This window comes from Pseudoalteromonas sp. SG44-5 (assembly GCF_014164175.1).
Taxonomy (GTDB): domain Bacteria; phylum Pseudomonadota; class Gammaproteobacteria; order Enterobacterales; family Alteromonadaceae; genus Pseudoalteromonas; species Pseudoalteromonas nigrifaciens.
The window spans coordinates 247,318-268,592 of sequence record NZ_JACJES010000002.1 but is presented as its reverse complement, the minus strand read 5'-3'; the positions used below and the strand labels follow the sequence as shown (position 1 = coordinate 268,592).

At 38.6% G+C, this 21,275-nt stretch carries 20 protein-coding genes, 2 tRNA genes and 2 pseudogenes; 12 read left to right on the top strand and 12 right to left on the bottom strand.

Annotated elements, in window-relative coordinates; genetic code table 11:
* Positions 1 to 25: 25 nt before the first annotated feature.
* A complete protein-coding gene (clpS, locus tag H5079_RS03555; RefSeq protein WP_011328401.1) occupies positions 26 to 334 on the bottom strand; it encodes an ATP-dependent Clp protease adapter ClpS in 309 nt (102 codons plus the stop codon).
* A gap of 209 nt (positions 335 to 543) precedes the next feature.
* Here clpS and cspD point away from each other — a divergent pair, with 209 nt between their 5' ends.
* Together cspD and H5079_RS03545 are read left to right on the top strand one after the other, a co-directional pair.
* Positions 544 to 762: a cold shock domain-containing protein CspD gene (gene cspD, locus H5079_RS03550; protein ID WP_011328402.1), complete on the top strand. Its 219-nt coding sequence runs from the start codon at positions 544 to 546 to the stop codon at positions 760 to 762.
* 797 nt (positions 763 to 1,559) lie between these two features.
* Positions 1,560 to 3,782: an NADP-dependent isocitrate dehydrogenase gene (locus H5079_RS03545; protein ID WP_058373546.1), complete on the top strand. Its 2,223-nt coding sequence runs from the start codon at positions 1,560 to 1,562 to the stop codon at positions 3,780 to 3,782.
* Positions 3,783 to 3,937: 155 nt separating this feature from the next.
* Here the strand turns inward: H5079_RS03545 and H5079_RS03540 are convergent, their stop codons facing one another.
* The 3 genes from H5079_RS03540 to H5079_RS03530 all read right to left on the bottom strand — a co-directional run bounded on the left by H5079_RS03540 (position 3,938) and on the right by H5079_RS03530 (position 7,460).
* Positions 3,938 to 5,179 carry an amidohydrolase family protein gene (locus tag H5079_RS03540; RefSeq protein ID WP_182683450.1) on the bottom strand — a complete coding sequence of 414 codons (1,242 nt, stop codon included), beginning with the start codon at positions 5,177 to 5,179 and terminating at the stop codon, positions 3,938 to 3,940.
* 12 nt (positions 5,180 to 5,191) lie between these two features.
* Complete coding sequence (locus tag H5079_RS03535; RefSeq protein ID WP_011328405.1) at positions 5,192 to 6,574, bottom strand: amidohydrolase; 1,383 nt, start codon at positions 6,572 to 6,574, stop codon at positions 5,192 to 5,194.
* Between the two features lie 100 nt (positions 6,575 to 6,674).
* On the bottom strand, positions 6,675 to 7,460 hold the full coding sequence (locus tag H5079_RS03530; RefSeq protein WP_011328406.1) for a hypothetical protein: 786 nt from the start codon (positions 7,458 to 7,460) through the stop codon (positions 6,675 to 6,677).
* Between the two features lie 242 nt (positions 7,461 to 7,702).
* On the opposite strand from H5079_RS03530, the gene H5079_RS03525 reads away from it, so the two are divergent.
* Entirely contained in the window at positions 7,703 to 8,065 is a 363-nt protein-coding gene (locus H5079_RS03525) for a DUF3718 domain-containing protein (protein WP_089368374.1), read from the top strand.
* Positions 8,066 to 8,133: 68 nt separating this feature from the next.
* On the opposite strand, the gene H5079_RS03520 is transcribed toward H5079_RS03525, so the two are convergent.
* Positions 8,134 to 8,826: a DUF445 domain-containing protein gene (locus tag H5079_RS03520; protein ID WP_182683449.1), complete on the bottom strand. Its 693-nt coding sequence runs from the start codon at positions 8,824 to 8,826 to the stop codon at positions 8,134 to 8,136.
* Positions 8,827 to 8,935: 109 nt separating this feature from the next.
* Here H5079_RS03520 and H5079_RS03515 point away from each other — a divergent pair, with 109 nt between their 5' ends.
* Positions 8,936 to 9,796 carry a fructosamine kinase family protein gene (locus H5079_RS03515; RefSeq protein ID WP_011328408.1) on the top strand — a complete coding sequence of 287 codons (861 nt, stop codon included), beginning with the start codon at positions 8,936 to 8,938 and terminating at the stop codon, positions 9,794 to 9,796.
* 135 nt (positions 9,797 to 9,931) lie between these two features.
* Complete coding sequence (locus H5079_RS03510; RefSeq protein WP_011328409.1) at positions 9,932 to 10,135, top strand: CPXCG motif-containing cysteine-rich protein; 204 nt, start codon at positions 9,932 to 9,934, stop codon at positions 10,133 to 10,135.
* Here H5079_RS03510 and H5079_RS03505 read toward each other — a convergent pair.
* The gene (locus H5079_RS03505) at positions 10,132 to 10,758 is read right to left on the bottom strand and encodes a riboflavin synthase subunit alpha (RefSeq protein WP_089368376.1); all 627 of its coding nucleotides are present in this window, start codon (positions 10,756 to 10,758) and stop codon (positions 10,132 to 10,134) included. The genes H5079_RS03510 and H5079_RS03505 overlap by 4 nt on opposite strands.
* 171 nt (positions 10,759 to 10,929) lie before the next feature.
* Between H5079_RS03505 and H5079_RS03500 the strand changes: the two genes are divergently transcribed.
* From H5079_RS03500 to istB, 6 genes and pseudogenes are all read left to right on the top strand, one after another.
* The gene (locus H5079_RS03500; protein WP_011328411.1) at positions 10,930 to 12,285 is read left to right on the top strand and encodes an MATE family efflux transporter; all 1,356 of its coding nucleotides are present in this window, start codon (positions 10,930 to 10,932) and stop codon (positions 12,283 to 12,285) included.
* On the top strand, positions 12,263 to 13,315 hold the full coding sequence (locus H5079_RS03495; protein WP_182683448.1) for a DUF3080 domain-containing protein: 1,053 nt from the start codon (positions 12,263 to 12,265) through the stop codon (positions 13,313 to 13,315). Before H5079_RS03500 ends, H5079_RS03495 begins: the two co-directional genes overlap by 23 nt.
* 114 nt (positions 13,316 to 13,429) lie before the next feature.
* Positions 13,430 to 13,506: transfer RNA gene (locus H5079_RS03490), tRNA-Val, on the top strand.
* 26 nt (positions 13,507 to 13,532) lie between these two features.
* Positions 13,533 to 13,609 (top strand) — tRNA-Val (locus tag H5079_RS03485).
* Between the two features lie 963 nt (positions 13,610 to 14,572).
* Positions 14,573 to 16,123, top strand: a pseudogene (gene istA / locus H5079_RS03480) (IS21 family transposase).
* A gap of 11 nt (positions 16,124 to 16,134) precedes the next feature.
* Positions 16,135 to 16,890 (top strand): IS21-like element helper ATPase IstB, encoded by a 756-nt coding sequence (gene istB, locus H5079_RS03475; RefSeq protein ID WP_182683447.1) that lies wholly within the window; start codon positions 16,135 to 16,137, stop codon positions 16,888 to 16,890.
* 79 nt (positions 16,891 to 16,969) lie between these two features.
* Here the strand turns inward: istB and H5079_RS03470 are convergent.
* The 3 genes and pseudogenes from H5079_RS03470 to H5079_RS03460 all read right to left on the bottom strand — a co-directional run.
* Positions 16,970 to 17,356: pseudogene (locus H5079_RS03470) on the bottom strand (MFS transporter); the annotation flags it as partial.
* Between the two features lie 193 nt (positions 17,357 to 17,549).
* On the bottom strand, positions 17,550 to 18,185 hold the full coding sequence (locus H5079_RS03465; RefSeq protein WP_182683446.1) for a hypothetical protein: 636 nt from the start codon (positions 18,183 to 18,185) through the stop codon (positions 17,550 to 17,552).
* Between the two features lie 339 nt (positions 18,186 to 18,524).
* Entirely contained in the window at positions 18,525 to 19,127 is a 603-nt protein-coding gene (locus H5079_RS03460) for a short chain dehydrogenase (protein WP_182683445.1), read from the bottom strand.
* A gap of 89 nt (positions 19,128 to 19,216) precedes the next feature.
* Between H5079_RS03460 and H5079_RS03455 the strand changes: the two genes are divergently transcribed.
* Positions 19,217 to 20,122, top strand: a complete 906-nt coding sequence (locus H5079_RS03455; RefSeq protein ID WP_182683444.1) for a LysR family transcriptional regulator — start codon at positions 19,217 to 19,219, stop codon at positions 20,120 to 20,122.
* A 53-nt stretch (positions 20,123 to 20,175) separates the two neighbouring features.
* On the opposite strand, the gene H5079_RS03450 is transcribed toward H5079_RS03455, so the two are convergent.
* The 3 genes from H5079_RS03450 to H5079_RS03440 all read right to left on the bottom strand — a co-directional run bounded on the left by H5079_RS03450 (position 20,176) and on the right by H5079_RS03440 (position 21,251).
* A complete protein-coding gene (locus H5079_RS03450; protein ID WP_182683443.1) occupies positions 20,176 to 20,409 on the bottom strand; it encodes a DUF2798 domain-containing protein in 234 nt (77 codons plus the stop codon).
* Between the two features lie 73 nt (positions 20,410 to 20,482).
* Positions 20,483 to 20,746: an EVE domain-containing protein gene (locus H5079_RS18505; RefSeq protein ID WP_220488939.1), complete on the bottom strand. Its 264-nt coding sequence runs from the start codon at positions 20,744 to 20,746 to the stop codon at positions 20,483 to 20,485.
* A gap of 175 nt (positions 20,747 to 20,921) precedes the next feature.
* Positions 20,922 to 21,251, bottom strand: a complete 330-nt coding sequence (locus tag H5079_RS03440) for an antibiotic biosynthesis monooxygenase (RefSeq protein WP_077535478.1) — start codon at positions 21,249 to 21,251, stop codon at positions 20,922 to 20,924.
* Positions 21,252 to 21,275 lie beyond the last annotated feature (24 nt).

The following is a 21,275-nucleotide window of genomic DNA, read 5'->3' as shown; positions in this document are numbered from 1 at the left end:
GAACGAAAGATCATTCGTTTGGTATTTATTCCTGCTCACAACTACATAGCAGTGGATGCTCGTTATCCCTTGAATATCGGTTAACTTGTTCAGCTTTTGTATGGGCTACATCTGAGCTAAATACGCCACAGATCCCCTTCCCTTGTTGATGAATTTGCAGCATCACGTCGGTTGCTCTATCGCTATCCATATTAAAAAACGTCATCAGGACCTCAATCACAAAATCCATCGGCGTGTAATCGTCGTTATTTAAAACAACTTTATATTTTCGCGGTGGTTGCAGCTTTTGCTTTTCCTTGTCGCGAACGATGTCTATAACACCTGAATCTTTCATACCACTCATAATTAAATATAGTCTTGTCTTTGTAACTCAAGCAAACTTGAATAAAAAAATAAATAAAATGTTAATAAATAGATCAAAACACTTGACTGACTGGCTAAATAAACTACAGTCAAACATAGATTGATTAAACCTTAGTCAGTCTAGCAAATTATACAGTTTAGATTAACTAAATTAGTGAACTTATAGAAGGATGTAGAAGTATGGCTTGTGGTAAAGTCAAATGGTTCAATAATGCCAAAGGTTTCGGTTTCATCGTAGAAGACGGCTGCGAGAATGATATTTTCGCTCATTACTCAACAATTGTAATGGACGGCTATAAAACACTTAAAGCTGGTCAAGATGTAACATTCGAATTAGAACAAGGCCCTAAAGGCTTACATGCTAAAAATATAGCGCCTAACGGTGATATTATTGAGTGACTGTTATTTTGTTCTACTAAAGCGAGTGACCTGCTTAGATCCTCGCTTAATTCCTTCAACATCTTTTTTATCATCTCTTCTTCTGTATTAATAGCCTCATTATCTGCAAATTCAACCCTTTTCCTTGAATTTATTTTATCTACCCCAATATTTTCTGTATTGAATGTTAAATATCAATTTGTATTAAATACGCGAATATACCAATAACATTAAATTAATGAGTAATTTCGGCGCAAAACAAATGGCTTAACAATAGGGTTAAACAATGTATCCCATTGTTTTAACTTAGTTATTTTAAAAGTAACCAATAAGTCATTTAATACGCAAGCATGCTCATATTTTTAATAAAATTGGCATTTACTATAGCGACAAGTAAAAAAGCTTAATAATTAAGCATAAATTTAAATGTATAGTTATTCTATATGAAAATTTTAATGCCATTATGAAACTTTAGTCCGTTAGAACGATCAATGTTTTTAATTCAATTGGTATAACTACTTGGATGGTGCTTGCAAAAACTAGCCCTTTTAAACCAAGCTTGTTACACTCTTTACCCTAAAAATAACGTATTAACGCTAGCCTAAAGGCTAATTTATTTTTATTAAATGTTTAGTTATAAATACGGTACTAGCTGGTCAGGTGTGACTATTTTGCTTTATATAAATATAGGGCAATAAACACCTAACTGACTGCTCGTTGCTCCATTATTAACGCTTTAATGTATTACCAATACTGGTGGCAATGATTTCTTTGCATTGTTGAATATGGTCGTTATGGCCAACTATCTAGGAATGATGATGACATCAAAAATTATCTATACAAAAACGGACGAAGCTCCGGCACTCGCAACTTATTCGTTGCTACCTATCATCCAAGCATATACAAATGCGGCAGGTGTTGAAGTTGAAACTCGCGATATTTCATTAGCAGGTCGTGTAATTGCAAGCTTCCCTGATTATTTAACACCAGAACAACGTATTAACGATGCACTGGCTGAACTTGGCGAACTGGCTAAAACACCAGAAGCTAACATTATTAAATTACCAAACATCAGCGCCTCTGTACCACAGCTTCGCGCGGTAATTAAAGAGCTTCAAGCTAAAGGTTATGCACTTCCAGAATACCCTGTTGAGCCTAAAAACGATGAAGAAAAAGCAATTCAAGCTGCGTACGACAAAATTAAAGGCAGTGCAGTAAACCCAGTACTACGTGAAGGTAACTCAGATCGTCGTGCACCTGGTTCTGTAAAAGAATATGCACGTAACAACCCGCATTCAATGGGTGCGTGGAGCAAAGATTCTGAATCTTACGTTGCTAGCATGAGCGAAGGCGACTTTTTTGGTTCTGAGCAATCAGTAACTGTTGATACAGCCACTGATGTGCGTATTGAACATGTTGCAACTAACGGCGACGTTACTGTGCTTAAACAAAGCACACCGCTTTTAGCTGGCGAAGTTATTGATGCATCAAGCATTAGCGCTGCTAAACTGCAAGCTTTCTTAGCTGCCGAAATTGATGCTGCTAAAGAAAAAGGCGTATTATTCTCGCTGCATATGAAAGCGACAATGATGAAAGTATCTGACCCAATTATTTTTGGTCACGCTGTAAAAGTATTCTACAAAGATGTATTTACTAAGCATGGCAAACTTTTTGAAGAGCTAGGTGTTGATGTAAATAATGGTTTAGGCGATGTGTACTCTAAAATTCAAACATTAGATGACGCTAAGCGCGAAGAAATTGAAGCAGACATTCAAGCTGTTTACGCTAACCGCCCTGCTATTGCTATGGTTGATTCTGACCGTGGTATTACAAACTTACACGTACCAAGTGACGTGATCATCGATGCATCTATGCCTGCTGCAATTCGTTCAAGCGGTCAAATGTGGAATAACGATGGTAAATTACAAGACACTAGCTTTGTAATTCCAGATCGTTGTTACTCAGGTATTTACCAAGCAACTATTGATTTTTGTAAAGAAAATGGTGCGTTTGATCCAACAACTATGGGTAGCGTTCCAAACGTTGGCCTTATGGCGCAAAAAGCTGAAGAATACGGTTCACACGACAAAACGTTTGAAGCTAAAGCAGACGGTTCTATCCGTGTTGTTGATGCAAACGGTACTACTTTACTTGAGCACAGCGTTGAGCAAGGTGATATTTGGCGCATGTGTCAGGTTAAAGATGCACCAATCCAAGATTGGGTTAAGCTTGCAGTAAACCGTGCACGCGCAACGGGCGTTCCTGCTATTTTTTGGTTAGACGAAAACCGTGCACATGATGCGCAGCTAATCAAAAAAGTAAATAAATACCTACCAGATCACGATACAGCTGGTCTAGATATTCAAATTTTAGCACCGCTTGAAGCAACTTTATTCTCTTTAGCGCGTATTAAAGAAGGTAAAGACACTATTTCTGTAACAGGTAACGTTTTACGTGATTACCTTACAGATTTATTCCCAATTTTAGAGTTGGGTACAAGTGCTAAAATGCTGTCAATTGTTCCACTTATGAACGGTGGTGGCTTATTTGAAACTGGCGCAGGTGGTTCTGCACCTAAGCATGTGCAACAATTCGAAAAAGAAAACCACTTACGTTGGGATTCTTTAGGTGAATTTTTAGCACTTGCTGCATCGCTTGAGCACCTAAGCGTAACGACGGGTAACAACAAGGCACAAGTACTTGCTGACACCCTAGATAAAGCAACTGGTACTTTCCTTGCAGAAAACAAGTCGCCTTCACGTAAAGTAAAAGAAATTGATAACCGTGGTTCTCATTTCTTCCTATCTTTATTTTGGGCACAAGAACTTGCTAAGCAAAATGACGACAGCGAACTTAAAGCGCAGTTTACGCAAATTGCTAGCGACCTTGAAACTAACAAAGAACAAATTGTTAGTGAGCTAAACAACGCTCAAGGCCCAGCGGTAGATTTAGGCGGTTACTTCCAGCCTAACGACGATGCTGCTTTTAAAGCGATGCGTCCAAGCACTACCTTTAACGATATTCTTGCTAAATTAGTATAATATTGAAATGAATTTAAAAGCCGCTTACTTGCAAAAGTAAGCGGCTTTTTTATGTCTAAAATTTTACAAATAAAAAGGCCGCTATTTATAAAATAGCGGCCTTTTTATTAGTAGCTTTAACCTCCAATATATAGGATGTTTAGCTTAGTTTCTGATTACTTAGTATATGCGCGTGGCATACTTGACTCAGTTGTATAACGGTCACGCAGTTTATCTTGGCGAGATTGTGTAGATACCTCAACCCCATTAATAAACATTTTGCTCACGTGGCTGCTAAGCTCAAACGGATCATTGCTCCACATAACCACATCGGCCGCTTTACCTACTGCTAGGCTGCCTGCATTAATGCCAAATACATCAGCCACGTTTGCTGTAACTGCTTTTAACGCACCTTGTTGGCTCATACCATACGATACAGCATTACCCGCATCAAAACGTAGCTGGTAAACATTATGACTGGCATCGCCGCCCACTGTTAGCAGTACTTTTACGCCGGCCTTTTCAAGTAATCCTGCATTATTTAAACTCGCATTTAATGAGTCAAAACTACCTGGCAAACTATCCATAGCACTAATGATCACTGGAATGTCTGCTTTAGCTAAACGCTCTTTAACTACAACAGCATCTTGCGCACCATTAAGTACTAAGTTAATGCCAAACTGCTGCTTTACTTTAATAAGCTCAACTATATCGGCAGCGCGAGATACATTAACGATTAATGGCATTTCACCGCTAAGTACTTTAGCCATTATTTTATCTTCGGCGGTTGGCTTTTTGTCATCTTTTTTAGCTTTTTTACCGGCTTTAGTTTGATGTTCTTCAAGCTTATTTATAAGCGTTTGCAAAGTAAACGCACGCGAACCTTTACGGCGCTCACCTAAATTAACCACTAGTGCCACTTGTTTTTGCAGTACGCTTTCAAAACTACCACTTAAATCAACTACACTAGCAAGGCCTGCAAAAATACTCTCGCCGCCCTGTGGGGTGATCACATCGCGTGTAATTCCGCCTTTACGTGCGTAAGGAATTAACCCCGAGTGGCCGTTAAAAGCTAAACTTGCATCAAAATCAATACCGGCTTTTTCATCGCCGCCATCGCGTGAGCCTGCAACCGCACCTACTTCAACTAAACCTAATTGGTTAATACTGGCAATAAAGCCAGGCGTTACTATTTGGCCCTTAGCATCAATAATTTTGTCGGCTTTTACAGCGCTTGGATTAATGGCAGAAATTTTGCCATCAGTCATTACAATGCTCGCGCCCTCTAATACACCTTGCTCTGTTGAGGTGTGTAATGTGGCGTTAATAATTGCCAGTGACTGCGCATTAACCGCGCCTGCTGCTAATAACCCTGCAGCAACCAGAGAAAGCGAAAACGAACGTGATAAATTTTTCATTCTGGGTGCTCCTTATTGTTGACCTAACATAAAATCACTTGTTGCCTGATACGTGCTATCGTTTCTATCGTAAACTTTTGCACCATCAACAAACACTTGCTCAGCTTTAGCGTAAACACTAAACGGGCTTTGGTTCCAAATAACCACATCGCCCTGTTTACCCGCTTCGAGTGAGCCTGTTTTATCATCAATTCCTAGTGATTTTGCCGCATTAGCAGTGATCCACTTAATTGCGTGTTGCTCCGAAATATCAAAACCATTTTGATTAGCGCGGAACATTACCTTAGCGGCCTCTTGGTTTAAGCGCTGAATAGTCGTATCTGAATCAGAATGAACTACCGCACACGAGTTTTTAACCGCATCAACAATGGCCACATTTTCTTGTACCATGTCGTAGGCTTCCATTTTAAAGCCCCACCAGTCTGGCCAAAGCGCAGCACATGAACCGTTTGCAGCTAGCATGTCGGCAATTTTATAGGCTTCTATACCATGATGAAAAGTACCCGCGTGATAATTAAATTCTTTTGAAAGGTCAATCATCATCGCCATTTCTTCTGCTTTATAGCAATGGTTATGAATGCGCACTTCGCCCTCTAACACTCCTCGCAATGTATCGTATTTAATATCGCGGGTAGGTGCTGCTGGGTTTTTACCCGCTGCATAATCGCTATCGTATTTATCCCACGCGCGTTTGTATTCTACAGTTTCGGCCCATGCCATTCTGTAACCGGCCATGTTCCCCATACGGGTTGACGGTAACGTGCCTTTGCGACCATAAACGCGTTTTGGGTTTTCGCCACACGCCATTTTTAAGCCGTACGGCGCATCTGGAAATTTCATTGCTTGCATTGTATGCGCTGGTACGTTTTTAAGTGTTACGCCGCGCCCACCAAACAAGTTAGCAGAGCCAGGTAATATTTGTAGTGAGGTAATACCGCCTTCGCGAGCACGGTTAAAGCCTGGATCTTGTGGCCAAATAGAGTGCTCTACCCATACTTCTGCTGTATTTGGGCTGGTCATTTCGTTACCGTCTTGATGCGACTCAACCGAGGGGCTTGGATATGCACCTAAATGTGAGTGAACGTCAATTATACCCGGTGTTACCCACTTGCCTTGAGCATCAATTGTGGTATCTGCTGATGCAGTTAAATCTTTGCCTACTTGTTGTACTTTACCATCAACAAGTAATACATCGGTATCATCTAAGCGCTCGCCCGTACCAGTTAATACAGTGGCATTAGTGATCAGCGTGCTTGATGTAGCAACCACTTTATAAGTACTTGGGTAAGGGTTTTTGTTTATTGTTATTTTATCGTCTTGTGGGCCGTTTTCTTGGCAACCAACAAGTGCAGTTGCTAAGCCAATAGCTAACAATGAGGGAGCAAATTTTTGCATGTTATTCGGTTCTCCTGTTTTTTTGCTACTTTAGCTAAAGCTAACTAATAAAGCTAAAAAAACAGGCCAAAAACCAATAAATTGAGATGAGTTGCTGTAATTACTTTTTTATATAATTGTTATAAAGTTTCTCTAGTGCGCCTTCGGTTGTTAACACTGGATCTTTTTCCATAAAGTGCTTAACAGTGCGAGTTACAAAATCAGAGTTTTGTTTGTGCAGCTTTGAAAAATCTTTAATTAACGTGTTGCCATCTTTAGCGGCAGTTACTTTGTCATGCCGATGACGATACTGGCTAAGTGCTTTGTTAAAATCACCTTGATAGTCTTCAACCAATATTTTATAAAAATCACTTTTATCAACATTTAAGTCGGTAATGCAGTAGCTTAGTGCCTCTTTAAAATCAGTAAATAACATGCCTTCTACGTCAAATTCTTTGGTTTTTTCCCGCACTGTGACCTTAGCCTCTTCAGTGGCGTAACTAAAGCCAGTAAATGCTAAGCGCTCTGCGGCTTCTTTACCTAGTTTCATACCCGCTTGAATGCTGTGCGCAAACTCGTCGCTCATATCACCCAGTTCACTTTCTTCCCACATGTTATAAACACGCAGTGGTTTAGCGTATTTATTAGAAAGCTTTTTTTTCATTTTAGTAAAGCGCTCATCTATCGTCATTAACCTTTCGTTATGTAGTAGCGCATAGCACTCATAACATGCCGGTATTGATACAAAGTCGGCTTCTTCACCCAGGTCAATAATGCTTTGTAGCATGTGTAATGGCGGACAATGGTCGCGCTCTGTCGCTTCACAGCCACAATAAAAACATTGGTTAAAGTGCTGTTGGTCGCATGCATACGCCTGCTGATAATAACTGGCTAGCGTTTTACTCACAGTGGCTCCTTTTAATTAAACACTAAAAATTAGGGGGCGATAATAACAGTCTGAAAAAATATGTCAGCAGGAAAAATAAAAGTGTGTCAAAAAATACACTTAATTTAAGTATGCTTTCAAACACCTAAACGATAAGCCAATTTACGTACACATGCCCTTACAACTGGGATCATTGAGTTAACAGTATTTTGTTCAAATTGAGCAATACTGAACTTGCACATTCACATAATGAGGCTTAAATAATGAATACTCTAAAAGCAACTTTATACTCTAGTGTGCTATTAAGTGCAGTCTCAATAGCATCACCCGTAATGGCAACCCAGTTTATTGCTGCGGATTCAACTCCCGGTACGCAAGCATGTATGGCGGTAGCGTCAAACAAAAGGCTAACCATTAACAACACAATGAAAAGTTTACGTATAAGTAAAGCCGTCATCAGTAAAAAACTGCTATGTAATGATTTATCGGTAGGCGATTTTGTCTCGCTGTACAGTCTTAATAAATCGGCACGTTTTTTAAATATAGATATGGATACACGCACCTCAATTACCGATTTAGCAAAGGCTAAAATGCCTTCGGTGGTTATTATGGCCGGCTCTAAATAATTAATTACAGTTATATTTATTAAGCAGGTAATAATTACCTGCTTAATTATTCAATGCTAAATTTGTGGTTAAATTATTGCGGCAATAAGACCAAACAATCCACCAAACACGCCGCCCCATACAACTAACCAACCTAAGTGCTCGCGGATCATGGTTTGAATAATCTCTTTAACCATTTTAGGGGTTAGCTCATCAAGGCGCTCATCAACTAATTTAAGCACTGTATTGTGTAAGCTTTCAGCACTATTACTTTGCGAAAGTGTTTGACTAACTAAGGCTTTAAAGTTATCAGTTTTAGATATTTCTCCAAGCGACAGTTGCATTTTTTCAATGAATTTTTCACGCATTGGCTCAACCGCCGCACTGCCACCAAACATAGCAAGCATGCTGCCAAACTGAGATTGCTCAATTACCTCTAGTAAACTGTCGAATGCGGGGTTTAAATCAACATTATTTATTATTGGTTCAAAGTCGATATTAGGTTGCGCTTTGCTGAGTAAGCTATTAATTTTTTGCTCTGAAAAAAACTCAGTTAAAATTAAGTTTCTTATTGCTACTTTAAAGCTTTGAAACTTTAACGCGATTACTCCCGAACCATATAAAAAAGGTACTTTTTCGAACAGCATATGAATAGCTAATAAATTAGTCACTGCTCCAGAGAGTGCAAATAAACCAACCGACAGCACAATTGCCTGATCAAATATAAAGCCGAGAACAACAAATATACCCGCTAGCAAATTGGTTATTAAACTTTTATTCATTTTTATTCCATTTCAGTGATTTATGGCATTAATTTTACAACGATTAGTTTGTTAAATTAATACCTTTTTGCCATAGTTTAAGTATCGGTTTAAAAAGCGAGCAATTGTTATGTGGAAAACAGTAAACGAGCAAATAAGCCAAGCCATACATTATGACTTTAAACATACTCATAAACAGCAACTTCAGAGCACCAACACAGACAAACTTTTTCATATAACCAATGGTACGCACAACTATTTAGTAAAAGTAGCGTTAAAAAATGAGCTTGAGCGCCTAGAAAGCGAATCGCTTGGTTTAAAGCTGCTCACAGAAAACGGGGTGTTTATAGTGCCTGATTGCATTACAACAGGTGCAAATATAGAGTTCTCGTTTATTGTTTTAGAGTGGTTAGAATTTGACAAACAACCACACCCCACATGGAACGCAATGGGTAAAGGCTTAGCAATGTTGCATCAAAAGCATCAGCAAGCCATGTTTGGTTTTGATGTAGATAATTATTTAGCCACTACAGTACAGCCTAATAGCTGGCATAAAAAGTGGAATATATTTTACGCCGAAGAGCGCATAGGCTGGCAATTACAATTATTGGCAGAAAAAGGCATTATATTTATAGAGCCAGAGCGATTAATTAATTTAGTAAAAGAGCAATTACACAGCCACCCCGTAGAGCCATCATTATTACATGGCGATTTTTGGCGTGGTAATGTAGGGTTTATAAATACAGTACCGAGTATATTTAACCCTGCCTGTTATTACGGTGACCGAGAGGTTGATATAGCCATGAGCGAGCTATTTGCACCACTGCCAGATGATTTTTACAGCGCTTATAATCAACAATATCCGTTGCTAGCAAGTTTTGAGCAACGTAAATTAATATACCAGCTTTACCCTATTTTAAACCACGCTAATATTTTTGCGGGGCATTACCTTACCCAAGCAAAACAACACATAGAAAGGTTAATAAAGTAATCCTAATAAACTAAATTAAACGCAGTAAACATTCAAACCCGACTATATTGAGCTTATACCAATAGCATTAAGTAAGTGATTAATTAGTGTAATTATATTATTGAAAGCCTACTTAATAATGTACATGGAGTGATTATGAAAAACTTTGTATCGCAACGTATTTCATGTCCGCACTGCGGGCATCATATTCATTTAGATTTAGATGCCAGCATGGGAGATCAAGACTACATAGAAGAGTGCAGCGCCTGTTGTAACCCTATTCATTTAAACATGCACATTGACCATGCTCGTAATAAACTAGAATTACATGTAGATAGCGGCGACGAACAAATATTTTAACTCTGCTGACGCAAGTAGTTCTCAACCGTATTTATTATGGTATAGGTTTGCTGATCTACCTCAATATTAAACTCATCACCTAGCTTAGCTGCATCTAAGTTGGTAATAGCGAGGGTTTCGGGAATAAGGTGCAGCCAAAAGCCCTGCTCATCAACATTACCTACAGTTAAACTTGCGCCATTTATAGCCACAAAACCTTTATACAATACATACTTTTGCCACTGCGGCGGTATGCACAATTGCATTTTATAATTACTTTGCTGTTTAACTATTTGCACCACTTTAGCCGTACAGTGAATATGGCCAGACACAATATGCCCGCCAAGTTCAGTACCAAAGGTTACTGAACGCTCATAATTAACTAAACTGCCCAGTTCAAGCTTACCTAAGTTAGTTAACTTGAGTGTTTCATCAATCACATCAAAATATACCTGCGCCATTAAATCATCATCACTTGCTAATACTTTAACAACTGTTAAACAGCAGCCATTAATAGCAATACTCGCCCCTAAATTTAGTTGCTGTATATATTGCTTTTCAACCGCTATGGTTAATTGCATCACGCCATTTACTTGGTTAGCCGACACGACTCTCGCTTGGGTTTGTATAATTCCTGTAAACATATAATCTCTTAAGTTTATTACAAAATTGGGGCTGTTAAGCCTTTGCTGCTTAATAGCCTCTAGTTTAACGTATCAAGTTATAAAATCATGCACTCTTAATAATTATCTTAATGGATTGGCACCCCGCAATAGATTACAATTATGCCCTGTATTATTTCTTAGCTGTTTGTTATGACATTTAGTAATTGGGAAGCTAAACGCTTACTTTCCCTTGCCATCCCCGTTTTTTTAGCTCAGGTTACCCTTGTTTTAATGTCTGTCGTCGATACGATAATGGCAGGCCAAGTAAGCCCAACTGATTTAGCTGCTTTATCTATTGCCACTGGTATTTGGAACCCATTATTACTTGCACTGCAAGGTATTTTACTCGCTTTAACCGGTGTTATTGCACAGTTTGCGGGGGCCAACGATAAAAAAGGCATCAGCCATTATTTTCAACAAGCTTTATATTTAACTGCGCTGCTATGTATTGCTGGGTTTGGTATTGCTCAATTTGCCGATATTATTATTTTAAAACTCGACACCAGCCCTGCTATAGCAACACTTGCCAGTGATTATATTCGCTTTGTTAAATGGGGAGTGTTTGGCTTTTTAATTTTTACCGTTTACAGAAATATGACCGAAGGTATGGGCATGACCAAACCCGCTTTTTATATCAGTCTGTTAGGTTTAGCGGTTAATATTCCGGTTAACTATATTTTTATTAATGGCTTATTTGGCCTACCCGCTTATGGCGGCGCAGGCTGTGGTATTGCTACTGCATTAGTATTAACTGTAATGGCAATAGCCCAGGTTATTTATTGCCAAATGAGTAAAAAAATAGATGCTAAAGGCTTAATGACTCCATTTGAAAAACCTAATTTAACCACTATTGGCATTATCACTAAATTGGGTATTCCTATTTCATTAGCTACTTTTTTTGAAGTAACCTTATTTGCCTGCATTCCATTATTTATAGCCCATTTAGGCGCCGTAGCCGTATCTGGCCATCAAATTGCCGCCAGTGTTACCACTTTATTGTTTATGATGCCGCTCAGCCTTTCTATTGCTATAAGTATACGTATAGGCAACTTATATGGTCAAAACCATTTAAAACAACTAAAAGTTGCTGTTTCAACTAGCTATATACTGGCAGCGCTCATTGCCCTATTTGTTGCCGTAACTACCTTTTTAGGCCGCGATTTAATAAGCCAACTGTATAGCGACAGCCCCGAAGTACTGGCACTGGCTTCATCAATCATGATTTTAGCCTGTATATATCAATTACCTGATGCACTACAAGTTGCTGCAAATGGCATATTACGTGGATTAAAATACACCGCACCTATTTCATATATTACATTTGTATCGTATTGGTTAGTTGGCTTTGCACTAGGCTATGTATTAGCCAGAACCGACTTAATCGTCCCAGCAATGGGCCCACATGGTTTTTGGTTGGGCATTATTGTTGGCTTAACACTCGCTGCTGTATTGTTAATGTACACAGTACATAGACGTTTTAAATATGAACCATCTTTGCAAGCTTAAACGGCTATTAGTAAAGCCACTGCCAATAATCTGTTTATTGGTAGTGTGCTTTATTGCATTAACCGCTTGTAGCGATAAGCCCAGTAATGCAAACCATACTTATATCCAGCGGCTAGCAAACACGCTTGATTTACAGCCAGTAACACCAAAACCGCTAGAACCACTAAGCTTAATACCATTAACTGTATTAAGTGATAGCAACATCACCTTGGGCATTATTCAACTTGCCAGTTTAAGCCACTGCAAACTTAACGTCCTCATTAGCGAGCATAATAACCAACTCGGTAAAACCGCCACAGCGGCAAGCATATTAATCTATCAAATAAAATTTATACAAAGTGCGCAGCAGTGCTTAACTTCGCTTGAAAAAGACTCTTCTATTTATAAAAAGATTTTGGCGGCAACCGAACACAAACAAAATAACTTAATGCACTACTTTAATAGCATGCTCTATAAAGAGTCCGAGCTTAATCGCATTTGGCAACTGAGCTCGCGAGAGCTTTCAATAACCCCAGCAGGCTTTAGCGACACAGTAAATGCCGTAACAAAGCTGGTAAATATTAAACAACAAATAACCAAGCAGCAGTTTGCACAAATAAACTCCGAGCATTTATTTGCCGCACTAGAGCAGCTTAATAAATACCAGTTTAACCAGCAGCTAATTCAATCAGTAAGAACGCAAATAGCCCTAAATAACAGTGCTACCCAATTTATAAACACCATAAATATTAGCCAGCTATGCCAAGCAGGTAAAAATAATAACCAAGCGCAAATTGTAAATAATATCTTTAAAAAATATTACTTAGGACAAGTGCAACCTTACCAAGCACAGCTCGCCGGCTACTTAGAAACCCTGCAACCGCTATATCAACAACTTTGGTATAAAACAGCAATCACCAGCAAACCAATTAATAATTTACTCCAGCCCAATGCAAACAGTAACTTATTGAACCAACTAAAATACTCAGCTAAAAACCATGTATTTTGGTGGCAAAAATTTTATAAAATGTGTGAAATCAGCCCAATATGAATAAAAAAACGGCAAATAAACGCAAAAACTATAAAGCTGCTTGATCCAACTCCCATCACGCTATATATTAGCGCCCGTGCTACCTAGTTAGCACTTAGCTTAAATTAAAGTAATACGACTGTAGCTCAGTTGGTTAGAGCACTACCTTGACATGGTAGGGGTCGGTGGTTCGAATCCACTCAGTCGTACCAACATTTAAGAATCCTAAAAAAATTGTACGACCGTAGCTCAGCTGGTTAGAGCGCTACCTTGACATGGTAGAGGTCGGTGGTTCGAATCCACTCGGTCGTACCAATTAAACTCTATATTTCAAATAGTTAAAATACCTATTCAATCTACTCGTTTAATTTTTTGTTGAAAATTAAATTCTTAGTTTTTTATTATTTTGTATTCAAAATTTAAAAATAACGAGAGCCAAGCCTTAAAAGATCATCCTAAAGATTACAGTTTTTATCGATTTGTGCCCAAACTTGTGCCCAAGCGCCCAAAGCACATTTTTAGCTCTTTAATCCTCCTCAAAATTAGACCCCTACCCTTACTAATTCACGAACATCAAATCACAAATTCCAAACCAAAAATTTCAAATCAGGTGACCACTACCCTAATATTTTCAGTGTCATTTCATGAAATACTCTATGATCTCTATTCCATAAACTACTTTTGTGACTTGTTTAGACATCGGTGCCCACACAAGGCACAAATTCACTAATTAGTGTCCGGTTTCATTGAATCACAACAATATAACTTTAATAATATGAGCATTATAATAAGTATAATTGCCGTGATTAGGTGCAATTAGCCTAATTCACCTTAATCTACATTTAGTTTATAGTTAATCAACTCAGCAAGCTAAACCAGAGACAAACAATCACTCCAAAGCTTTACCAAGAGCATGGTATGAAAGCGCTGTTTTTATAAAAGGTATGTTTCATTTGTGCGCCAGTTTAAAGAGCTTATGATTGCAAACCCACGACTAAATAAAAAGTTTATTGAAGAACATTTTTAAACTAATTTTATAAAGTAGCTATGTAAAGCCAAGTTGCATATTCTCTCCAGCTTTGATCACCCAATTGCATTAACTTTGATCGCTTATTCTCATTAAGCTTTGATCACTAAAATCACTTGTAAATGATCACTTTTATGCTCTTAATGATTTTGCCGATCAAAGCTTAATACCACTCGTAACCGAGTTCACGTTTTATCATTTTTGTAGGTGTGTTAAACCGTTATCTGAATCGTTTGATGAGGATAACAACAATGACAACAAGACCTATATCTATGAGTAAATTACATTCCATTTTACGGCTGAAGTACTCAGCACAATTATCCCATCGAGAGATTGCCAGAAGTTTAAATATTTCACCTGGTACTGTGGCTAATTACCTTAAAAAGGCCAATGAGTTAGGCTTAAATCAATGGCCAATACCAGAGGATAAACAGCAAAATACATTTTTCAACACCAAACTCAAGCGCTTCTCAACGCGTAAAAAAAGACACCCAACGCCTGACTGGTTAAATATCAATAAAGACTTAAAACAACATAAACACCTAACATTACAGCTCGTATTTGATGAGTTACTTGAAAAAGTGGGTGAACCTTATTACAGCTACAGTCACTTCTGCCGAGCTTATAAACAATGGTTAGGTACCCAGCGACTCTGAATGCGTCAGCAGCATAAAGGGGGTGAAAAGCTGTTTGTGGATTATTGTGGCCCCACAATTACCATTACTTGTCCGACGACACAAGAAAAGCGCACTGCTCAGATATTCGTTGCTGTGCTAGGTGCATCAAATTATACCTATGCTGAAGCAACGTATAGTCAGCAACTTGAAGATTGGGTAATGAGTCATGCGCGTTGTTTTGAATTTTTAGGCGGCGTTCCTGACGTTGTTATTCCCGATAATCTCAGAAGTGCTGTCAGTAAAACCTGTCGCTACGAGCCTGATTTAAATCCGACGTACCACCAGTTAGCCGAGTACTTTAACGTTGCTGTCATTCCGGCTAGACCTTATAAACCCAAAGATAAATCGAAGGCTGAAGTCGGCGTACAAATTGTTGAGCGTTGGATCATGGCACGCTTACGTAACCAAATCTTCCACAGCTTAGCGCAACTCAATCATGAAATAGCAAAGCTACTGGATATGATGAACAATAAGGTGATGAAGCAATATCAACAATCACGCAAACAGCTATTTGATATGGTGGATAAAAACGCATTAAAGCCATTGCCTGAAAAGCCCTATCAATATACACAAATCAAAACAGTACGTGTGCATATTGATTACCATGTTGAAATAGAAAAACATTACTACAGCGTGCCTTATCTGTGGGTTAAAAAACAATTACGCGCACACATATCCAATCAACTCGTGCAGCTTTATTATGACGGCACTTTAATAGCACAGCATCCTCGCTCAAACCGTTTAGGCGGACATACGACACAGACACATCATATGCCAAAGGCGCATCAAAAACAGCATGAGCAGTCACCGATAAATTTACGCTCATGGGCATTGAGTATCGGTGATTATACTCATCAAGTCGTTGAATTATTGCTTAATAGCAAACGTCATCCAGAGCAAGCTTATCGCACCTGTTTAGGGGGGTTAAGTTTAGCTAAAACGTATTCAAAGGAACGCCTCGAGCGAGCATGTTACCGAGCAATTTGCATGAATACGACCACACACAGATCTATTAAGCAAATGCTGCAAAAAGGGTTAGACCAACAACCATTACCCACACTCCAAACAGAGCCAGAAAAGCCAATTACACACAGCAACATACGTGGCACAGACTACTACCATTAAGGAATGCAAACATGATAGAAACAATTAATCAGCAACTTCAATTGCTCAAGTTATCGGGTATAAAGCAAGCACTCAAGCAGCAGCTTGAACAGCCAAACCTCTATCAAGAACAAAGCTTTATAGAGCGAGTCAGTTTATTGCTAACGCATGAAATTGATACGCGTGACCAAAGAAAAATAGAGCGACTGGTGCGACAAGCAAAATTCCGCGTACCGGGTCAGTTAAATCAACTCATTTACTCGCCGAAGCGCAATCTAGATAAAGCACAAATACGCAGCCTCAGCCAAAGCACCTGGCTGAGTTTACATCAGAATATATTAATTACAGGCGCCACAGGCTGTGGCAAAACCTACCTCGCGTGTGCCTTGGGTCACGAGCACTGTTTACAAGGAAAAAGTGTCTTCTATATTCGATTAAAAGAATTACTTGAAAGTCTATTTCTAGCACAGGCCGGTGGCAGTTATCGAAAATTATTGGGTAAACTCATTAAATACGACTTACTTATTTTAGACGATTGGGGGCTAGAGCCACTCAGTGCTCAGCAACGAAGCGACTTACTTGAATTAATCGATGCTAGATATGGTTATAAATCAAACATCATCATTAGTCAGTTACCACAGGAAAATTGGCACCAAATGATCGGCGAATCAACGCACGCTGATGCTATTTTAGATAGGCTGATTCATGGTGCAATTAAGTTGAATTTAAAAGGAGAATCGATACGAAAACAGTTAAATGAATTGACTGATGATGATCAGTTAAGTTAATTTAAAAATGGCTCTACAAAATGATAAATCAAGCGATCAAAGCTGATGAGAATCGGTGATCAAAGTCATGAGAATACGCACTTATTATATTAATGAGTAACTCGTCAGATTCAGTAAAACCTGCTGCTTGCCAAAGTACTGCGCCATAGTAAAAAACCACGTTAATCCCTACTAATTGCTGAAATGTAGCTAAGCCTATTCCTATCCATACAATGGGGCGCAAACGCTTTTTGGATTTATCGATTAAATCAGATAGTTTAGGTTGGTGTTTATCGCCAGCAAGAGACTCTGCTATTTCATTTAATTTAAGAGCGGCAGTTTCAGCACCATATAATGACGATAAAACACGTGCAGCAGCGTCTTTTTTACCAGCCATAATTAAGTATCGAGGGCTTTCGGGGATAAAAAATAAAGCGATTAAAAATAAACAAGCAGGTAATAACTCAACCCAAAACATCCAACGCCATATTGTTGAAGTGTAGAGAGCGCCTCTGTATCGTGCGGGAAAAATTGTGTGCCTATTTTTATTTTTGATAAGACATTCCATGTCCCGTCTATCAACATTAATCTTGCCATGAGGGTACGTGTAAAGTTTTTGGTGAATTCAATTATACTTTATATTAGTGTTGTTCTTTAATGCCGTAAAAATCCCCCCCCCTCTAACGGCTGTAATCACAGGTCACTGAGTTATTTTCTAAGTTAAAAACAGCGCCGCTATAACCACCCAACCAATCTACATAGACTTGTTTGAATGAAGGCTTTAAATCGACAAAGTTCTTATTTTTAAAATACAACGTATCGTAAGCATAATCAGTTTCAGGCTTAAAGAAAATCACAAGCTTGTCGAGGTCATGGTCGCGGTAGGTCGCATTTTTGAAGTACATACTATAACGCATACTTCCTTCTTCATCCTGCTCAACCTGAATATTATCAATGGCTTTACGGTACGGTTTAGGTATATTAGACAATGGTTTTAGATAGTATTGGTCTTCAAATGCGGCATTAGAATCATGACCAATAAAAGAAGATTTGAACGTCTCAAACTCTTTTTTACTAGGACTAACGTCAAAGCCATTATTTTTTGCGCCATCTACAAAACCACAGCTGTCTTCAAAGAACAGAAGAGCCTGAAGCAACTCTTGCTTTGGTTGTTCATGAGTGCCGATGAGCTGAGTAGGCGTGCTATTGACCTTGGCTGATACGGCTTCGCTATTGACCTTTTTCTCAGTACATCCTGATACGATAAATCCTGCACATAATGTTAATAATAGTCTGTTTTTATTGTAAGAAATCAAAATTAATCACCTTAGATAATGTTATGACAGCTGCTTGGCTGATTACGTCCATACGCCATCAGTTAATAGCATTGAGTCGCAAAAAACCAGTGGCATCATACCAGCTAACAACAGATAACTGACAAAGTTTACATAAAGGGAATTAAAAATAGACTGCAAATATTCGTTGGCACCCTTGATTAATACTTTGTTATTCGCGTCATCATGTTATTCCCTCTAAATAAAATTAAGTAACCTGAATTCTGGATAACAAATTCATCTCAAGCAGCTATTGACACGTAAATTAGCTCTGTTTTACTAGGGTCTGTTGCTTAGTAAATATCTTAACTAGCGTTCAGGTTAATTAACGTGATCAGGGGCATCAAGTGTTGCGCCATGCATTGAACCCGTTACAGCAGCAATATATGCCTTAGCGGTGTCATCTGCCGACAGTCCGCCTTCGGTGTCCATGCCCATCATAGCCATTGTTTCCTTTACAAAAATTGGCGACACAACATTAAGTCGAAAGCTGTCAATTTCAAGCGACGCTGCTTTAACAAAGCTTTCCAATGCTCCATTAACCATACTAACGGCTGTGCTACCAATCATAGGCTCTCGTGACAATACACCCGAAGTTAACGTTATTGAACCACCGTTGCTTATATAAGCACGTCCCAAGCGTACTAAGTTAACTTGCCCCATTAGCTTGTTGTTAAGTGCTAGTTGATACTCATCATCAGAAAGTTGATCAAAAGATCCAAAGTTTGCAACCCCAGCGGTTGAGATAACCGCATCAACTTGCCCGACTTGTTCAAACATTTTTTTAATTGATTCTGCGCTACCTAAATCTACAATCACATCTGCGTTTGAGTATCCTGCAGCTATAATCTCATCGTTAATTGCTAGGCGTTTAGTTACTGCTTTTCCGATAGTGCCAGAGGCACCTATTAATAGAATTTTCATATTGTTTATTCCAATCTCTTTAAGGTTGAGTAAACTATAACAATAGACTTATAATTGAAAAATAAGCAAAAAATAAAAACACTATTCACATGAAGAGAAAAATAGATATTGTGCGTGCAATAACAACTTTTCAAGTTGTTCTCGATTTAGGCAGTTTTAGCAAGGCAGCGGACCAATTGGGTATTGTTGTTTCTGCAGTTAGCAAACAGGTATCTGAGCTAGAAAAGCACCTTGGTTGCCAACTGCTTCATCGCACAACGCGTGCTATGAACCTCACTGCAGAAGGTGAGCATTATTTAGAGCAGTTCAATCTGATTGTTGATGCTTTGGAAAACCTTGAGGGTCGAGCTGATATCAATCAGCACACTATTGCTGGGCACCTTCGAATTAGTGCTCCCCCTAATGCTGAACAACTTGGTATCACTCGCTTAATAGGGGAGTTTTTGCATCAACACCCTGCTGTAAAAATCACGCTCATATTACTAAATCGTTATATTAACCTGGTTGAGGAAGGTATTGATCTTGCTATTCGAGTACATGAATTGTCGGATTCTCGGCTTATCGCGCGAAATTTTACTGAATTAAATGTGTTATATGTCGCAAGTCCTGATTACTTAGCAAAATACGGTACACCTCAACACCCTAAAGAACTTATAAAACACAATTGTATAATTGATTCCTCAATTCGTACCCCCTGTCGCTGGCGCTACTTTGAAGATAACAATGAGCGACATGTTAATGTTACGGGAACGATTGAAGTTAATTATGGAAATATTACGGCTGAATACTCAGCCGCAGGTCATGGTATCGCGTTTTTGCCTGATTTTTTAGTGCAGGACTACATTAATAGTGGCGAACTCGTATCTATTCTTGAACCATTTCATATGCCTGCAACACCTGTTTCATTGGTCTATACGGCTAATCGCATGCAAAATCCTGTACTGAGTGAAATGGTACGACACTTACTTAACAACAAACCTAAACGTATTATGTAAAGCAACACAGTGAACTGCTAAAGTATTATTTCTTTTTAAATATAAAATTTGGTTTACATCTCAGCCCCGGTAAGCTTAAACACATACTTTCTAGCAATAGGAACAAATACAGCAGATGCAGGAAAACCGATTAAAAACCCCGCTGCCCAAGCATGCATCCACTTATTTAAAAAAATTGCGGTAAATCCTACATTCATAGAAATCATTACAAAGGACATAACAAAGCTCATTCCTAAAGAAATAATTAGCCCCATTAAAGGTCCGGCATATTTTGGATTTATTGTCATTTTTTCGTACTCCACTTGTATCCCAAAAAATAAAATTAAACGCCTACTCAATAGCGTAATTAATAAATCAGGTTTATGACCTATCTATATGTATATTCATAGCATTGGCAATAACTATAAAGTCAGCCTCTTGTACTTCAAATAATCCGCGTCGAAATGGATAACCCCAATACTTTTTATCTTTAATGAAGTTAAGGGATTCAATTAGGTCTCTAATAGGTGTCTCGGTCGCTTTTATGAAACTTACTTCTCGTCTCCATGGATGAAAATCAGGCGTCATTGACGCTTGATAAGGTATTTCATCAGTAATCCTACCAACCGCTGTAAAAGCTTGCAGAGCGATAGCGCCTTTCTACTCAGTTTTAGGTGAGTAGAAAATAATATAATCCCCCTTTGCTAACGCTTTAAGGCGAGTGTTTTTACCATGGTCAGCTTGTGTAAACCCGCCTTCGACTCCTTTGAGAACATGGTTTTTTGATATCGTATTAATCCAGAATTTCATTTTACTTTACCTATATTGAAGCGGATTCACAGTAGATAACCTCACATAATACGGGGGTGATACTCTTTGTTATTTCTCTCGCCTTTCTCATATGCATTTGTACTTCAGGGTTCTCAAGCATCGCCTCAAAATGGGCTTTACTTTTCCATTGTGCGTAATTAACAATGTACCTTTTATCAATGCTCATATGTAAATTTGCAGAAATAAAGCCATCTAATTTTGTCATTACCCCTGTGGTTGCGCTAACTAATAAACCCATAAGTAATTGTTGTTTATCTTTATCAACATCGAATGTGTTAATTAGTGTCAGTATTTTTTCATCAGAATTAATTTTAGCCATTGTGGTCTCAACAAAGCAGTAGTA

What these genes read in the sequence shown, in the direction of transcription:
- H5079_RS03500 (WP_011328411.1), top strand. Translation starts at nt 10,930, where the DNA reads ATGACATTTAGTAATTGGGAAGCTAAACGCTTACTTTCCCTTGCCATC.
- H5079_RS03540 (WP_182683450.1), bottom strand. Translation starts at nt 5,179, where the DNA reads ATGAAAAATTTATCACGTTCGTTTTCGCTTTCTCTGGTTGCTGCAGGG.
- clpS (WP_011328401.1), bottom strand. Translation starts at nt 334, where the DNA reads ATGAAAGATTCAGGTGTTATAGACATCGTTCGCGACAAGGAAAAGCAA.
- H5079_RS03535 (WP_011328405.1), bottom strand. Translation starts at nt 6,574, where the DNA reads ATGCAAAAATTTGCTCCCTCATTGTTAGCTATTGGCTTAGCAACTGCA.
- H5079_RS03515 (WP_011328408.1), top strand. Translation starts at nt 8,936, where the DNA reads ATGTGGAAAACAGTAAACGAGCAAATAAGCCAAGCCATACATTATGAC.
- H5079_RS03545 (WP_058373546.1), top strand. Translation starts at nt 1,560, where the DNA reads ATGACATCAAAAATTATCTATACAAAAACGGACGAAGCTCCGGCACTC.
- H5079_RS03525 (WP_089368374.1), top strand. Translation starts at nt 7,703, where the DNA reads ATGAATACTCTAAAAGCAACTTTATACTCTAGTGTGCTATTAAGTGCA.
- H5079_RS03455 (WP_182683444.1), top strand. Translation starts at nt 19,217, where the DNA reads ATGAAGAGAAAAATAGATATTGTGCGTGCAATAACAACTTTTCAAGTT.
- H5079_RS03510 (WP_011328409.1), top strand. Translation starts at nt 9,932, where the DNA reads ATGAAAAACTTTGTATCGCAACGTATTTCATGTCCGCACTGCGGGCAT.
- H5079_RS03450 (WP_182683443.1), bottom strand. Translation starts at nt 20,409, where the DNA reads ATGACAATAAATCCAAAATATGCCGGACCTTTAATGGGGCTAATTATT.
- istB (WP_182683447.1), top strand. Translation starts at nt 16,135, where the DNA reads ATGATAGAAACAATTAATCAGCAACTTCAATTGCTCAAGTTATCGGGT.
- H5079_RS03440 (WP_077535478.1), bottom strand. Translation starts at nt 21,251, where the DNA reads ATGGCTAAAATTAATTCTGATGAAAAAATACTGACACTAATTAACACA.
- H5079_RS03505 (WP_089368376.1), bottom strand. Translation starts at nt 10,758, where the DNA reads ATGTTTACAGGAATTATACAAACCCAAGCGAGAGTCGTGTCGGCTAAC.
- H5079_RS03520 (WP_182683449.1), bottom strand. Translation starts at nt 8,826, where the DNA reads ATGAATAAAAGTTTAATAACCAATTTGCTAGCGGGTATATTTGTTGTT.
- H5079_RS03460 (WP_182683445.1), bottom strand. Translation starts at nt 19,127, where the DNA reads ATGAAAATTCTATTAATAGGTGCCTCTGGCACTATCGGAAAAGCAGTA.
- H5079_RS03495 (WP_182683448.1), top strand. Translation starts at nt 12,263, where the DNA reads ATGAACCATCTTTGCAAGCTTAAACGGCTATTAGTAAAGCCACTGCCA.
- cspD (WP_011328402.1), top strand. Translation starts at nt 544, where the DNA reads ATGGCTTGTGGTAAAGTCAAATGGTTCAATAATGCCAAAGGTTTCGGT.